The organism is Halalkalibacter oceani, from assembly GCF_023715705.1.
Classification (GTDB): Bacteria; Bacillota; Bacilli; order Bacillales; family Bacillaceae_D; genus Halalkalibacter; species Halalkalibacter oceani_A.
In genome coordinates this window covers 13,547-27,994 of record NZ_JAMBOS010000001.1, presented here as the reverse complement: position 1 = coordinate 27,994, position 14,448 = coordinate 13,547, and the positions used below count along the sequence as shown (strand labels likewise).

Genomic DNA, 14,448 nt, shown 5'->3' with positions numbered 1-14,448 from the left:
TCCCGCTCGCACCGGGCGAAACATTAGGCTCTGAAAAACATCACACCTTTGTTTTACCTTCAGCCGACCCAATTCAGACTCAAAAAAAATGGGATTGAACGATTAGAGCAGGCTTCGCAGAAATGTCTTAAAAGTCGATCTTAGTATTGGAAATGTTCGCCAAAAAAGGGGGACTTCGTGGTATACTATTTCTTGTACAATAGGATAGGCTCTCTCAAGGACGGTCTGGCTCATCCCCTGCCGAAAGGGGGTGAGGCCAATGACAGTATACGAAGCACTTACATTGATGATTGCTTTTGGCGTTCTTGTCGCCATACTGTCGCAAGATAAACAGAAATAGACCTCCCTTGAGCCTCAGAAACTTACGGGATGGTCTATTTCATCAGATTATGGAGCCAGCCGCTCTTTACTGAGCAACTGTTGTACATGACCGGAAGTGTTCGCGCACTTGCGGTCTTTTTTTAGCTTACTCTTAATTAACGCCATTATAACATATTCCACCATTTTCCTAAAGTCATTTTTCATCCTCTAATAAGCTCTTCCTGTACAAGGGCGATCTGGCTCATTCCCTGCCGAATGGGGGTGAAAGCTTATGGCGGTATTCATACTGTCGCAATTTCAACCTTTACATTTGTTTACTTCCATTCAGGAAAGCTCCAATTGATAAAACATTTTGTCGACAGGCAGCAGTGGAAATGTTTCAGGCAAATCATCAGGGACGACTTTCATAAAGCCGTTTTTTTCGTAAAATCGGTGAGCTGCTAAAAACTGCGGCGTCGTGCCGAGATAAATTGCCTTGACTTGCCGTTCTTTTGCCCAGCTGATAGCCGTCGCTAATAACAAGCTTGCCGTTTTATAGGTTGAGCCTCTGAACTCTTTTGCGACAAACATTTTCCTTAATGCAACCCGATTGTTTCCTACCTATTACTTTCTTCAAAGAGATAACCCCCTAGTCATTTTTATACAGTACGATTATACTGCTTTACTACTGGAATGAAATAGATTCGACATAATTCGTGCATTTCAAACAAAAGTAGCAGGACTGGGAACCATTTCATCGATAGAAGGATTGGCACGCTTCTTTGTTGAAAGTATTGAATAAGAAAAAATGAGTCGAGAACGAAGCAGAAGAAAGGGGACTGACTGGTGTATTACAATAAAGAGCGTTTAGAGGAGCTGCGAAAAGAAGGGGAAGAAAAGTATGAAGAAATGGAAAGAGAAAGGAAACGAAGAACGATCGGGCAAAAATATAAAGCAAATGACATCGAGGTAAGATGTGTCCACTGCAAGCATGACAAATTTGAATTGGATGAGACGTTACTCAACACAAGAGTCATGACTTTTTTTGATGTAGAATGGCTTAATGACGCAGCAAAAACATTAATCTGTAAAGAGTGCGGCTACATTCACTGGTTCGCGAAAGAGGTCGTAGAAGTAAGCGAATGATCCTCTAAGCCGATTTCAAACAGAGTGTTTGCCCTGTTACAGTGTAATGGTAAGATTGATTGATGCCGACATTATCAGCCGAGCCCTCCTTACAAGCTGTGTCTGGAGTCAAATCAAGCAATTTGACACCCGTATCAGACCAGGAGGACTCTTTTTTGCTTCCTTGTAAAACGAATTGCTTCTAAGCTGGAAACTTCTTTAATCAAGTGCTTATCTTACTCACATCTTACTCCACGGCTAAGAGGCTAAATCGGCGATAGAAGAAAAAACGGAAAAATAATTTAATCAGCTTGTACAGGCGAAGGGATTCTGGCGTTTCCATTCAATTGCTTTTCGTTCCAATTCTTGCACAAAATCACTTTTACCAATACTATAGCCCTCAATGTCTTTAGGGAACAGCCTCGCAAGCCGTTCTTTTAAACGTCCATATTCCTTCATATCTTCTTTCTTAAATAATCGCGCACTGCAAGATGCCGTTCAATTTCAAATGTATTACTATCTTGAAAGAAGTGGACTTGGTGGGTTCTGTTTTCGCCACCTTTACGAAAATACCTTCTTCCTTTCATCCCCAATTCTCCTAGTGGCTCATAGCCTATAGCACATCACACGATTCACCATTATAAAACATCCCCACCCTTTATTTAACATTTATTGCCGATCAAGGCTCTAGTCACTTCTTGATTATCCTCCATTCATTTCAACTATACACGAGAAAAAAACTTCAATATCTTTCCTATGCAGTTTGACTTCCACCTTCAACTGTGATAGCATTAATCAAATCCCTTAATGAATTTGTAGTCCTCTCGTCAGTGGTCGCCACTTCTTTTCCACACCAAGAACTCACCTTCATTTCAGCAGCTTCACAAAGCATTATTTCTTACGTTATCCTGCTAAGGTAGTAAATTTCTGAAATAGCTTTTTTCAAACTTACCTGCCGGACTCATCAAGTCAGCAAAAGGGCGGGGCAATGTTTTTATTCACTGAATGGAATATTTAACCTTATTCGCCAAAATTTAAGCTCATTTAAAAGGAGGGATTTAATGGGATTATCTCTAACTCTGATTTCATCCGGTCTGATCATCGGATACATCAACTATGAATATACTGGTGCTTTAATCGGTTTGTTCGCCGCACTGCTAATCGGCATGTTATTTAACTCAAGAAAACAGACGAATTAATAACTTACTCTCCTCGGTACTTCTTCTTTTTTGCTATCTTCTCCCTTACCAGGTGTGAAGTTGTTTCACTACCGCCAATTGGAGCTCAAAGTAGCCGCAATAGTCGCCCTTCTTTCACAAAATAAATAGAATAAACCTCCCTAAGCTGTTCATCGTTAGGAGAGGTCTATTTCTACGGCATTTACAATGTGAGTAGAACAATGGTGCTTGAACGTATCAGCACGTGCTATCTTTTCTTACTAATTTGTTGATAATGTGAGAAGAGAGCCAATTTATTAGGTTGTTCTGGATGTTGGACAATCGCAGCCTGCTGAACATGGGCAACATCTTGTGCATGCGGATTGCGAATGATAATATAAACGATTTCTCCAGGTCCATAACCTCGTTCCATATTCATTATTTCACCTTATTTCTTTATTGTTTACTCCTAGTTTTCCATCAAAAGAGTAAATTATGTTCAACTTATTATGTTTATAAATTGAAATGCATTATTAACAAAGATAAAATAACTTCTATTACCTGGAACTAAGGACAACCTTGATGAGAACTATTTTTTATGATTCCTCCTAATCATATAGGCAAGTCAGGCGTAATAAACTGGGAAAAGTCCTCTTACTTTTAGTGGTGATGCAAACTCTCTTCTGTGTCATTGGACGGTCCTCCAGAATTTAGAAAAGCTTCTATATCTTCATTTGGTACCTCACCAGCGATGATCATTTTTTTAGGCATCACATGCATGTCACGGGCTGTTACATGTGTTTGCAAAATATAAATGCCCTCACTTTCAAATGTGTAGTCAATTTCATATAAACCGTCTTCAGTCCATTCACCCTCGATTAGCTCTCCGCTTTCTCTTTCTTCGTTTTTCCAAACTTCAAACATCACTTCACGGGCATCATCCACTGCTTCTTCACCCTGGTAGACAGAAGTCGATAAACGGACCCTCTCATGAATGTCAACTTGCTCAGGGGCGTTAATATTGACAGTGATGACCTCAGGAACCTCTATGTGATTTGCCTGATTTTCTTTATCACTCGAACATCCTATGATGATTAAGCTGCTTATCAAGCCTATAAGAGGTATAATTGCTTTCTTTTTCATCTTATTCACCCTTTAATCTTGTTATATTCCTTAATTACCTAACGCAATTTGACAAGTAGAGGCCTTAGCACTTGATCGAGAATAAACATAACGAGTAAGGAGATTCCGACAAGCGGCATTAAAAAGCCGAAAACAAGTAAAATTAACCAGACAACAATATTGACTTTTGTATTCTTGGATTGAGAAGGAGCGCCAAAGCCCCCTTGTGGTTTTCTTTTTTTCCACATGAAAAATGAGCTAACCACAATTAGCATAAGGCCTAAACAAGTAAGAAGCCCTAACAATTGATTGAGCCAACCAAATAACCTTCCTTCATGCAAAGCAATGCCACTTTCAATTACTTTTGCAGCGAACGAGAAATCATCAAATCTGACATCACTTAAAAAGACACCACTATACTGGTCCAGATGGATGGTCGCTAAGTTTCTTGGTGAGTCCACATGTGAGGCTGTATAGACGCCCAATTTACCAACAGGTAGTGTGATCGTAAATGGATAGGCCAAACCTTGTCCGTCTACCAATGATTCCACTTCATCAATCGATAAAGGTAAATAAGTAGATGGTAGCGAGGAGGGAACGTCTAAATTTTCAGTTGCCCATGGCACATCCTCAACAAGATCTTTAGTCAGCGTTACCGATTCAGGCTTCTCTCCATAGCTGTATGCATATTGTGGTGCAGCAGCCATGTCTTGAATTTTAGGTCCAAGAACTCCAGACCACGGTAAGCCTGTAGCAATCAGGATCAGAATAAATAATGATAGCCAAAAGGCTGGCACAGCATGCAAATCTCTCCAAAAGACCCTTCCCCTTTTGTTTAATCGAGGTAATAACGTTCCCCACATAGAATTTCGGTTTCTTGGCCACCACATATACAACCCTGTGACGATAAGAATGATTGCCCATGATGCGGCCAGTTCCACAATACGGTTACCAATTGTACCTGCGATCCAAAGCTCGCTATGTAGTTTCTTAAAGATCTCCGTTACTTTTTGATCATTTTCCAAGGCTCCCTGAATTTGCCCATTATAAGGGTTTACAAAAACAGATGCTGCTACTCCTGATTCCCTGATCGCAAATTCAATTGTCCGTTCTTTATCTTCCGGTATGGTGACAGAAGATATTTGAGCATCTGGGTATTGTTCACGTACGCGATTCATTTGATCTGTATACGATAATCGTGTATCCTCTACTTCGTTGACCTTTATCAAATCTTGATAAAGGTAGGCTTCAATCTGCGGTTTAAATAAATAGACTCCCCCACTAAACGCGAGAATAAAAATAATCGGGGCAAAAATGACTCCTGCATAGAAATGCCAACGCCATACTGTTTGATAAATAGAAGTTTTTGTCTTTTTACTTTTTTCTGACTCATTCATAAACCACCCTCCATTCAAGTCCACTATAAATGAAGGGTGTTAAATAACTGTGAAGTAAACACATTTTTAACCTCAGAGAATAAAATCGACTCGTTTTCTCCATCCGGAAATTTAAGACAAAACAAAAAACCCTTGAATATCAAGGGTTTTGCGGTATGACCTGTACTGGGCTCGAACCAGTGACCTCCACCCTGTCAAGGTGGCGCTCTCCCAACTGAGCTAACAGATCGCATATGTAATTTGTTATTGACGATGTCTACCCTGCGACATTTATAAATATACAGCAAATTCTTCAGGTTGTCAACATTATTTTTCACAGAGGGGGACTGGCGGTCAACGGGGCTTCGGATCGGCCAGTCCTGGCAGTTCGATATGTGGATTGATCGCCGTAACAGCTTTTATAAATTCGTCTTGCTGCTGCGGCGAGATTTCGACGAGAGAGTAGCCTGCGCCGTAATGAATGATGATCCGTTTCAAGGAGAGCCCTAAAGAAAAAGTAGTAACAAGTGTGCGTGTCGCTTCTATCCGTTTGATTTCAGCGATTTGCACACGCTTTCGGAAAGGGCCGCAGCGAATCCCGATTTCGGTACCTTCAACCGTGTAGTCGGTTTGGAACCAGCACCAGAGCAGCATGGCGCAAATCGGTGTAATGATGAAAAAGCTGATCAGTTCCCTTGTAAACACCGGGAGGAAGATCAAGCCGGCAGTCAGCCAAATTGCAATCGTTGTGATCGGGTCCCTTCTTGATTTGAATTTCATTGGCGCACCTGCCGCAAGATTAATCATTAAACAGCGAGGTCAAGAAGTTTGACGGCAAATGGATTTTTTCGTTTTTGTTGATCATTTGTTCAATCTCATCGGCGTCGTCCTGATCTTTCAGCTCCCCGACTTCCTTATGCAAATCCTCCATCTTTTTATCGAGAACGGCAGCCAGGTCGGCGGCATTTTTCAGTTCCAGGAGGAGGCGCTCCGGGATTTCTTTATTGTATTTGTAATAAATTTTGTGTTCAAGACTCGCCCAGAAATCCATCGCGATCGTCCGAATTTGGACTTCGACACACACACTGCTTTGACGGTCAGACATGTAGACCGGCACCTCGATGATTAGATGAAGGCTGCGGTAGCCGTTCGGCTTCGGATCGCGCAAATAATCCTTCACCTCGAGTACTTTGATATCTCCCTGCTTTTGGATCATCTCGCTCAGCTGATAAATATCGGTCAGAAACGAGCAGGTGATCCGGATGCCGGCGACATCTTTTATGTTTTCTTTAATGCTTTCCAATGTAATTGGATAGTGCTTCCGGTGAAGCTTTTTTAAAATACTTTCCGGTGATTTTAAACGCGAGCTAATATGTTCAATCGGATTATAATCATGAATAAGCTGGAATTCTTCCTGCAAAATTTTAATCTTCGTATTCATTTCGTCTAAAGCGAATTTGTACGTCATCATAAAACGGGTCGCTTCAGTACGATAGGCTTTTAATCGTTTTAAATCAATTGTTGTGGCGGGATTCACGTTATTCCTCTCCAGTTCAATATGATAGTAGAACTCACTTCTTATTGTGAGCGATTGTGCAGGGAAAGTCAATTTCTAAAAAGGAAGGTTTGATGACCGTAACGGCGTACTCTTTTACTACTACCCCGTCCCTCCCGCTGCCAAACACGGTCGACCTCTCGACGGTATTTCAATGATTATCGGAGAATAGAAAAAAAGCTATTCTCCCAAAGAGGAAAAATGCTTTTGGATAGGTACATTTGGTACGCTTAGTAGGACTTGAACCTACAACGCGAGAACCGGAATCTACATGGCAGAGCTTCGTACAAAAGTCTTCCCCTGAATCGGACGTCTCTACTCGTATATACTAAAATGTAACGCAAGATAGCCGTAATTTTCATTTTAAATAGGCAAATATAGAAACATAAACCTTTAGCAGGCTTGGCGGGAATCTGTTCAAAATCCATTTACGCTTATTTTAAAGCTTTTTGTATTCTTGATAATGCCTTTTCGATATCCTTGCTGGTTACGTCATAGTGTGTGACTAGTCTAATTGTTTCTGGCCCGAAAGCTCCTGCGAGAATTCCTTGATTCCTTAATTCAATTAAAAATTGCGCTGCATCGTATTTCGTCTTACTAACATCAACCATGACAATGTTTGTTTCTACTTTATTTATCACAGATAAACCTTTGACACTCTCTAAGCCTTCTGCTAGTTTTTTAGCATTGTCATGATCTTCAGCTAATCTTTCCATATTCTCAGTTAAGGCAATAAGAGCAGGTGCAGCAATTATTCCTGCCTGCCGCATCCCACCGCCAAGACGCTTTCTCCATTTACGGGCAGTGCTAATAAATTCTTTTGAACCAGCTATAATCGAACCGACCGGTGCCCCTAGTCCTTTCGATAAACAGAATTGCAATGTATCTGTGCATGCTGCATATTCCTTTAAGGAAATCCCAGTCGCAACTGAAGCATTGAATAATCGCGCACCATCTAAGTGAACAGGAATATGATTCATCCGGGCTATTTCGAATATTTCCTTCATATTTGATAGGGGGATTATCGCCCCACCTGCTTTGTTATGTGTATTTTCTATACATATTAACCCAGTTTCCGGATAGTGAATATCCGTACCTCGTATCGCTGCTTTTACTTCTTCCGGGTTCATAGCGCCACGATCACCAACAATCGGTCTTGATTGAACACCTGCAAAAACAGAAAATGCCGCTCCCTCATACATAAAAATGTGTGAGTTCGCTTCAAGTATAACTTCGTTTCCTGGCTTACAATGTGTTAACGCCGAAATTTGATTTCCTTGTGTTCCACTCGATACGAATAAAGCTGCTTCTTTTCCAACAAGTTCAGCAGCAGTTTCTTCTAATTTGTTTATCGTTGGATCTTCCCCATAGACATCGTCTCCAACAACAGCCTCAAAAGAAGCTTGGCGCATCGCATCAGTTGGCTTTGTTACAGTGTCACTCCGTAAATCTATCATATCCATATCTCCTTTATTTCTTTTTGATTAAATCGTGATTCTATTTTCCAATTGTTATCTGTTTCAACTATGGAAACGTCAAAATCAAAATGATGCAAAGCCGCTTCTGAAGTAACATAGCTATTTGCAACATCCTCTACGAATCTTTTTCGATCTCGTTCTTTTAAGATCCCCCATTGCCGGCTTCACTCTCGAAGCTGCAATGTTATCACATCTTCAGGAGGTTAAATCAAAAAAACTTTTGATTGCTGCGATTTTTTCCATTCACATACACTTCTCCACTTCCACCTTGTTTTCCTCCAGCTAATACTCCGGTTGCTTTAAAAGAGCGTTAATCTGACTTACCGCAGACATATGTTAATCTCTGGCTTTTCCCCTCTAATTCATCTGGCTCTAACCTGTTTTTTGCACACAAAAAAGACGTCCTCTCTCGCATTTGAGAAAAGACGTCTATTCCACAAGATTTGAACAGGTAGTCTCACAATGAAACCGACCGTTAAACCCTCGTCATATGTACATTTGGCACGCCTAGTAGGACTCGAACCTACAACGCGAGAACCGGAATCTCGTGTGATATCCCTTTCACCATAGGCGCACATTGCTAAGCAACATCTTCTATTATAAAGCAAGAAAGAGCAGATGTCAACATCTTGCTTCTTTCTTACTATCATTACGATTGATTGACCGGAGCCTCTTCTTCAAACATTTTATTGAAGCGTTCATTAATATCCTCTTCCGTATAACCAGCTTCAGCAAGACGACCGCCGAAATTCTTCGCCCATAGCTCTAAACGCTGCGCCATTTTCGCATATTTCTTAGCTTCGGCACCTTTGCCCTGCTTCGCGCGGCCTTCGGCATTCGACATGACATTTTCGACGACAAACAAATGCTTCCACACTTCTTCTTCATCAAATGTTTCGTGATTTTGACCAAGCTCATCAAGCAAGCGCTTGTAATAGTCGTTGAATTCTTTAAACGAGATCTCTTCCTCCATGTTTAAATAAACCTGGATTTGATCATATAATGATAACATTTCGCCTACACTCCTTTTTCAAACTCTGGGCTATTATAGCATACTTCGCCAGTAAGAGTGAATACTCAAAGTTGAATGCAGAGATTTGAATAAGAAAGGCGGCTAGCGCTTTTCTTATGAGCGACGTGCGGAGTCGTTACAATCTTTTAAGAATACCTGAAAAAAGCCGGGAGCGAAACATATCGCCCCCGGCTTTGAATTCTTTATCCGCAATATTCGTCAAACGCTTTTTCAAGCTTTTGAACGACCTGAATCGGTTCATGGCCTTCAATCTCGTACCGTTCGACCATCGTTTTGATTTCGCCGTCCTTGATTAACGCAAATGATGGTGATGATGGCGCATAGCCTTTGAAGTATTCACGCGCTCTTGCTGTCGCTTCTTTATCCTGTCCCGCAAAAACGGTCACAAAACGGTCAGGCTTTGTTTCGTAATTTTGCATATAGGCTGCCGCTGGACGAGCAATGCCGCCTGCACATCCACAGACTGAATTGATCATGACAAGCGTTGTCCCTTTTTGTTGAAGCACTTGATCGACTTCCTCAGGCGTCGTAAGCTGCTCATAGCCGGCAGCGTCCATTTCCTGACGCGCAACCTTTACGACATCATTCATTAAAAAGTTAAATTCCATCCTTCTTCACCTCACTACTCTTTGCTCCTATTGTAACCCGTTTCACGAAGAAAACCAATTCTTTTGCTTCGAGCACTGCAATCATTGAGGTGGTCACCTGATTTAAAAGACTGTCTTTTTATCCCGCTCTTCTTTTAAAATTTCTACTGCTTCACGGAAACGCTGGGAATGGACCACTTCCCGTTCACGTAAAAATTTCAATCCGTCATTTAAATCCGGATCATCGGACAGATTGATAATCCACTGATAGGTCGCCCGTGCTTTTTCCTCAGCGGCAATGTCTTCATATAAATCGGCAATTGGATCGCCCTTCGCCTGAATATAGGAGGCCGTCCATGGAACCCCGCTCGCATTGTGATAAAAGAGAGCTTCACCATGATTTACATAATGATCACCGAGCCCAGCTGCCTTCAGCTGCTCAGGTGTCGCGTCCTTTGTCAGCTTGTAGACCATCGTCGCGATCATTTCGAGGTGAGCAAATTCTTCCGTACCGATATCAGTCAGCAGGCCAATCACTTTATCCGGAATCGTGTAGCGTTGGTTTAAATAGCGGAGTGCCGCCGCAAGCTCTCCATCCGCCCCACCGTATTGCTCAATTAAAAATTTGGCAAGCATCGGATTACATGTACTCACTTTTACGGGATATTGCAATTTTTTTTCATAGATCCACATAATGGTCCCCCTTTTTTTATATCTGCCACGGCCACGGCGCGTCATCCCAGTTCCACGGATAGCCACTGTAGCTGTTGCCAAATTGCTGCAGCGGTCCGTAATACTGCTCCACCTGGTACTTCACATGATGCCGGTATTCGGCCATCTCGTTGAATTGCTGAATCGCCGCTTGGTCATTCGGATGCGTATCAAGGTATAATGTCAGCTCAACAAGGACAAAATCGACAGCCTGGAGCTCCTCCATTAATGGATAAAATTCTTCCGGAAGCTGTTTCTGTGCCATTACGTTCACTCCCTCCCCTGCTCATAAGGATTGTCATAAGGAGAATAAAGCGCCGGCCATAATGTTCCATAGCGTAATGCTTCCTGAGGCGAAAACTGTGGCAGACCGTACGGCTGAAAGCCTAAGTACAATTGCGGCGGTGTTTCATACGACTTCACTAAAATCGGCGGGCACGGATCAAATGGACTGACATAAGGGTGGTAATACTTTCGCTGAGAAAACTCCTTCACTTTCAACACCTCCAGTTATGTCGCACACTATTTAACCATATTCACCTATCTGTTCGTTTAGAATGACAAGATCAGAAAAGTGGCATTTTTTGTGTTAGAGTTCCCTCTATGCTGCTTGTTCATCAGCCGACTCAGACCCTTCCTTAATTGATCCCTTTCCTTCCATAAAAAAAGCCGTCGCAAGAGGGGAACCCCTATGCAACGACTTCTTCGCTATTTATCTTACTGCAGTGCGGTGCGCAATGCTTCAATATTTTTTCTCATCAGACTGAAATAGTCTTCCTCCTGTTGCACATCCGCTTCGACAAGCGCTTCAAGATTATGAAGATATAATGGCTCCGCGCCAACTTCATTTGTCACGACTTCAGCCACCTTAGTGGATATGTTCTGCTCAAACATCACATGCTGAAGATTGTTTTCCTTTGCAAACTCAATGATTCGTTGCAGCTCGCGTTGTGACGGCTCACTTGTTGGTGAAATGCCCGCGATGCCAATTTGCGTCAAACCGTAACGGCGTTCCCAATACCCATAGCCAGCGTGCGAAACAAGAAACGTATCTTTCTCGACTTCCTCGACCATCGCGGTAAACTCAGCATCCAATGCTTCGAGCTCGGCCTTCAACTCTGCAAAATTACTTGAAAATGCCTCTTCCTGCTCCGGCATCAGCTCGATCAGTGCATTCTTAATTTCTTCGGCCATTGAAATAGAAAGAATCGGATCAAGCCATACGTGTGGGTCCTGATCATGAGAATGACCGTGAGCATCTTCTCCTTCATGGGCGTGCTCTTCCTCATGCGCATGAGCATCTTCTTCATGAGCATGCTCTTCTTCGTGCGCATGGGACTCGCCTTCCTCATGAGCGTGCCCTTCTTCACTTGGTTCAGTATCGCTCGTATCGATTAGGTCTATATTTTTTGCCGCTTCCACAATGGCGACGGTTTCGCCGTTTATCGTGTCAATCAGAGCTGCAGCAAAGCCCTCCAGTCCCGCTCCATTATATATGAAGGCATCTCCTTCTGCGACGCTGATCATATCCCTTGCCGTCGGCTCAAATGTATGGGCGTCCGCCCCAACCGGGACAAGATTCGTGACATGAACATACTCTCCCCCGATTTTATTAGCGAAATCCTCAAGCGGAAATATAGTCGTGTAAATCTCAAGAGCCTCCGTAGCGCCGTCTGTCTCTTCCTCTCCTTGTTCCTGATCGCCCGCCTCGTTTTCATTGTTGCTGCAAGCTACAATTAGAAAGAAAAGCGCGCTTAGCAGAACAAACCGATATCCATTCTTTTTCATGGTCTTCCCCTTCCGTAACCATTACGCTTTATCACAAGTAAGAAGTATATCGGAATTCTTCTGATCTGTAAACCGGCAGCCCTTGCTTCATTTTATTCCATCTCGACCGAATAATGACCTCTCCAGCAGCTCCACGACATCTAGTGTCTCTACGGTTTCTTCCACCTCTTTCGCCTTCGTGCCGTCGGCCAGCATCGTTAAGCAATACGGACAGCCACTGCTAATAATACTCGGGTCCACGGCGAGAGCCTGCTCCGTCCTGGCGACATTGATCCGGCTTCCTGTTTCTTCTTCGATCCACATCATACCGCCGCCGGCTCCGCAGCACATCGCATTCTCCCGATTGCGGCTCATTTCGACCAGTTCAAGCCCGGGAATTGCTTGTAAAATCTCACGCGGCGGGCTGTAAACATCGTTGTATCTCCCTAAATAGCAGGAATCGTGATAGACGACGGTTTCTTTTACTTCATAGGTTGGCGCAAGTCTCCCATCACGAATCAGTTCCGCTAACAGCTCTGTATGATGAAATACTTCCACGCCATTCAGACCAAAATCAGGATATTCATGAGTAAATGTATGGTACGCGTGCGGATCAATCGTCACGATTTTTTTCACTTGATAAGCGTTAAATCGTTCAATTGTTGCTGTCGCCAGTTCCTGGAACAAAAATTCATTCCCGAGACGGCGCGGTGTATCGCCGGAATTTTTCTCTTCGTTTCCAAGAATCGCAAACGTCACCCCGCTTTTATGCAGCACACGGGCAAACGACTGGGCGATTTTTTGGCTCCGTTTATCGAATGATCCCATTGAGCCGACGTAAAATAAATACTCAACCTCGAGCCCTTGCTGTTGGCATTCTTTCATCGTCGGGATTTGCAGCTCTTCCACGTCAAGCCGCCACTTTTCCCGTTCCTTCCGATTCAATCCCCACGGATTTCCCTGGCGCTCAATATTCGTCATCGCCCGTTGCGCTTCCGCAGGTAATTGGCCTTCTGTCAGTACCAAATAGCGCCGCAGATCGATGATTTTATCAACATGCTCATTCATAACCGGACACTGATCTTCACAGTTACGACAGGTCGTACATGCCCAAATTTCCTCCTCCGTTACAACGTTTCCGATAATCTGGTCGTCATAAGCGACGGCAACTTCCTCTTGTCCGGCCGCCTGCCGCGCGAGTTGATTGGCTGTAGTCCCAGAAAAGGCATAGCTGGGCAGCCAGGGGGAACGCGAGGTGAGGGCCGCTCCTTTTTCCGTTAAATGATCGCGCATATTGACGATTAAATCCATTGGGGAAAGCAGCTTCCCTGTCCCGGTTGCCGGACACATTGACGTACAGCGGCCGCATTCGACACAGGCGTACAAATCGAGCAGTTGTTTCTGATTAAAGTCCTCGATGTTGTTGACACCAAACGTTTCCTGTGTCTCGTCCGCAAAATCAATCGGAACGAGCTGGCCAACTTGATGGGTTTGCCCGAGAAAGACGTTTAACGGTGCGGCGAGCAGGTGGGCATGCTTCGACTGCGGAATATAGACTAAAAAGACGAGTAAAAATAATAAATGCAGCCACCAGAAAAAATAAAAGCCGGCCCCGGCAGCGGCATGTGGCAATTGGGCGGCGACAGAAGCGATCGCGGAAGCCAGCGGTTCAAAGCCTGACAACGGCTTATCGAGCCACACTTTTTCCATTCCTTTGGCGCCGAGCTTCGATAACATCAAACCAGCTATAAACAATAGTACAAGCCCTGATTTCCAGCCTCGCTTCAACCGCGCTAGCTTTTCGATATATCGACGGTGAAAAGCCCAAAGCACGGCAAGTAAAATGAGGAAAACGATCACTTCTTGGATGAACGTGAAATAAGGATAAAAGCTTCCCAGCGGCAAATGAGCATTCGGCTTCAATCCTTTCATGATAACATCGAGCGCACTGAACTGAACGAGCAGAAATCCGTAAAAAAAGACGAGATGAATCAACCCGCTTTTTCGATCCTTTAACAGCTTTTTTTGTCCAAAGACATTAACGATCACCGCCCGAATCCGCTCTTTCATTGTCTGTTGGAAGTCAGGCTTTTTACCAAGCTTGACAAATTGGTACCGTGTTTTGACAAGCGAGGCAAATAAAAAAAGAGCATAGCCCGTTATCATAACAAACAAGATTCTCGTGATAACTAGAAAAACGTCCACCTTTCCCACTCCTTTTCGTGATGACGTTTGTA

16 protein-coding genes, 2 tRNA genes and 2 pseudogenes are annotated in these 14,448 nt (G+C 43.4%); 3 read left to right on the top strand and 17 right to left on the bottom strand.

What is annotated here, in order from left to right:
- The first annotated feature begins 259 nt into the window (after nt 1–259).
- Nucleotides 260–340: a putative holin-like toxin gene (locus M3212_RS22365; RefSeq protein ID WP_354572822.1), complete on the top strand. Its 81-nt coding sequence runs from the start codon at nt 260–262 to the stop codon at nt 338–340.
- 305 nt (nt 341–645) lie between these two features.
- On the opposite strand, the pseudogene M3212_RS00160 reads toward M3212_RS22365, so the two are convergent.
- Nucleotides 646–921: pseudogene (locus M3212_RS00160) on the bottom strand (GNAT family N-acetyltransferase); the annotation flags it as partial.
- A 225-nt stretch (nt 922–1,146) separates the two neighbouring features.
- Between M3212_RS00160 and M3212_RS00155 the strand changes: the two are divergent.
- Nucleotides 1,147–1,446, top strand: coding sequence for a hypothetical protein (locus tag M3212_RS00155; RefSeq protein ID WP_251191909.1), 300 nt, complete (start codon nt 1,147–1,149; stop codon nt 1,444–1,446).
- Nucleotides 1,447–1,731: 285 nt separating this feature from the next.
- Here the strand turns inward: M3212_RS00155 and M3212_RS00150 are convergent.
- Nucleotides 1,732–2,012 (bottom strand): annotated as a pseudogene (locus tag M3212_RS00150) (GrpB family protein).
- A 474-nt stretch (nt 2,013–2,486) separates the two neighbouring features.
- Here M3212_RS00150 and M3212_RS00145 point away from each other — a divergent pair.
- Nucleotides 2,487–2,624 (top strand): hypothetical protein, encoded by a 138-nt coding sequence (locus M3212_RS00145; protein WP_251191908.1) that lies wholly within the window; start codon nt 2,487–2,489, stop codon nt 2,622–2,624.
- 226 nt (nt 2,625–2,850) lie between these two features.
- Here M3212_RS00145 and M3212_RS00140 read toward each other — a convergent pair whose 3' ends face one another.
- The 15 genes from M3212_RS00140 to M3212_RS00070 all read right to left on the bottom strand — a co-directional run bounded on the left by M3212_RS00140 (nt 2,851) and on the right by M3212_RS00070 (nt 14,416).
- Nucleotides 2,851–3,015 (bottom strand): transcriptional regulator SplA domain-containing protein, encoded by a 165-nt coding sequence (locus tag M3212_RS00140; RefSeq protein WP_434084027.1) that lies wholly within the window; start codon nt 3,013–3,015, stop codon nt 2,851–2,853.
- Between the two features lie 227 nt (nt 3,016–3,242).
- Nucleotides 3,243–3,725 (bottom strand): FixH family protein, encoded by a 483-nt coding sequence (locus M3212_RS00135; RefSeq protein WP_251191907.1) that lies wholly within the window; start codon nt 3,723–3,725, stop codon nt 3,243–3,245.
- 38 nt (nt 3,726–3,763) lie between these two features.
- On the bottom strand, nt 3,764–5,101 hold the full coding sequence (locus tag M3212_RS00130) for a PepSY-associated TM helix domain-containing protein (RefSeq protein ID WP_251191906.1): 1,338 nt from the start codon (nt 5,099–5,101) through the stop codon (nt 3,764–3,766).
- 156 nt (nt 5,102–5,257) lie between these two features.
- Nucleotides 5,258–5,330, bottom strand: a tRNA-Val gene (locus M3212_RS00125).
- A gap of 104 nt (nt 5,331–5,434) precedes the next feature.
- Entirely contained in the window at nt 5,435–5,860 is a 426-nt protein-coding gene (locus tag M3212_RS00120) for a PH domain-containing protein (RefSeq protein WP_251191905.1), read from the bottom strand.
- A 19-nt stretch (nt 5,861–5,879) separates the two neighbouring features.
- Nucleotides 5,880–6,617 carry a GTP pyrophosphokinase gene (locus M3212_RS00115; protein WP_434084026.1) on the bottom strand — a complete coding sequence of 246 codons (738 nt, stop codon included), beginning with the start codon at nt 6,615–6,617 and terminating at the stop codon, nt 5,880–5,882.
- A gap of 452 nt (nt 6,618–7,069) precedes the next feature.
- Complete coding sequence (gene ltaE, locus M3212_RS00110; protein ID WP_251191904.1) at nt 7,070–8,092, bottom strand: low-specificity L-threonine aldolase; 1,023 nt, start codon at nt 8,090–8,092, stop codon at nt 7,070–7,072.
- A gap of 520 nt (nt 8,093–8,612) precedes the next feature.
- Nucleotides 8,613–8,687 (bottom strand) — tRNA-Arg (locus M3212_RS00105).
- Between the two features lie 75 nt (nt 8,688–8,762).
- Complete coding sequence (locus M3212_RS00100) at nt 8,763–9,125, bottom strand: hypothetical protein (protein ID WP_251191903.1); 363 nt, start codon at nt 9,123–9,125, stop codon at nt 8,763–8,765.
- A gap of 203 nt (nt 9,126–9,328) precedes the next feature.
- The gene (locus tag M3212_RS00095; protein ID WP_251191902.1) at nt 9,329–9,754 is read right to left on the bottom strand and encodes a BrxA/BrxB family bacilliredoxin; all 426 of its coding nucleotides are present in this window, start codon (nt 9,752–9,754) and stop codon (nt 9,329–9,331) included.
- A 102-nt stretch (nt 9,755–9,856) separates the two neighbouring features.
- Nucleotides 9,857–10,426 (bottom strand): spore coat protein CotJC, encoded by a 570-nt coding sequence (gene cotJC / locus M3212_RS00090; RefSeq protein WP_251191901.1) that lies wholly within the window; start codon nt 10,424–10,426, stop codon nt 9,857–9,859.
- 16 nt (nt 10,427–10,442) lie between these two features.
- Entirely contained in the window at nt 10,443–10,709 is a 267-nt protein-coding gene (locus M3212_RS00085) for a spore coat protein CotJB (protein ID WP_251191900.1), read from the bottom strand.
- Between the two features lie 5 nt (nt 10,710–10,714).
- Nucleotides 10,715–10,939, bottom strand: a complete 225-nt coding sequence (locus tag M3212_RS00080; protein ID WP_349774157.1) for a spore coat associated protein CotJA — start codon at nt 10,937–10,939, stop codon at nt 10,715–10,717.
- Nucleotides 10,940–11,161: 222 nt separating this feature from the next.
- A complete protein-coding gene (locus M3212_RS00075) occupies nt 11,162–12,232 on the bottom strand; it encodes a metal ABC transporter solute-binding protein, Zn/Mn family (protein ID WP_251191898.1) in 1,071 nt (356 codons plus the stop codon).
- An 87-nt stretch (nt 12,233–12,319) separates the two neighbouring features.
- A complete protein-coding gene (locus tag M3212_RS00070) occupies nt 12,320–14,416 on the bottom strand; it encodes a (Fe-S)-binding protein (protein WP_434084025.1) in 2,097 nt (698 codons plus the stop codon).
- Nucleotides 14,417–14,448: the final 32 nt, after the last annotated feature.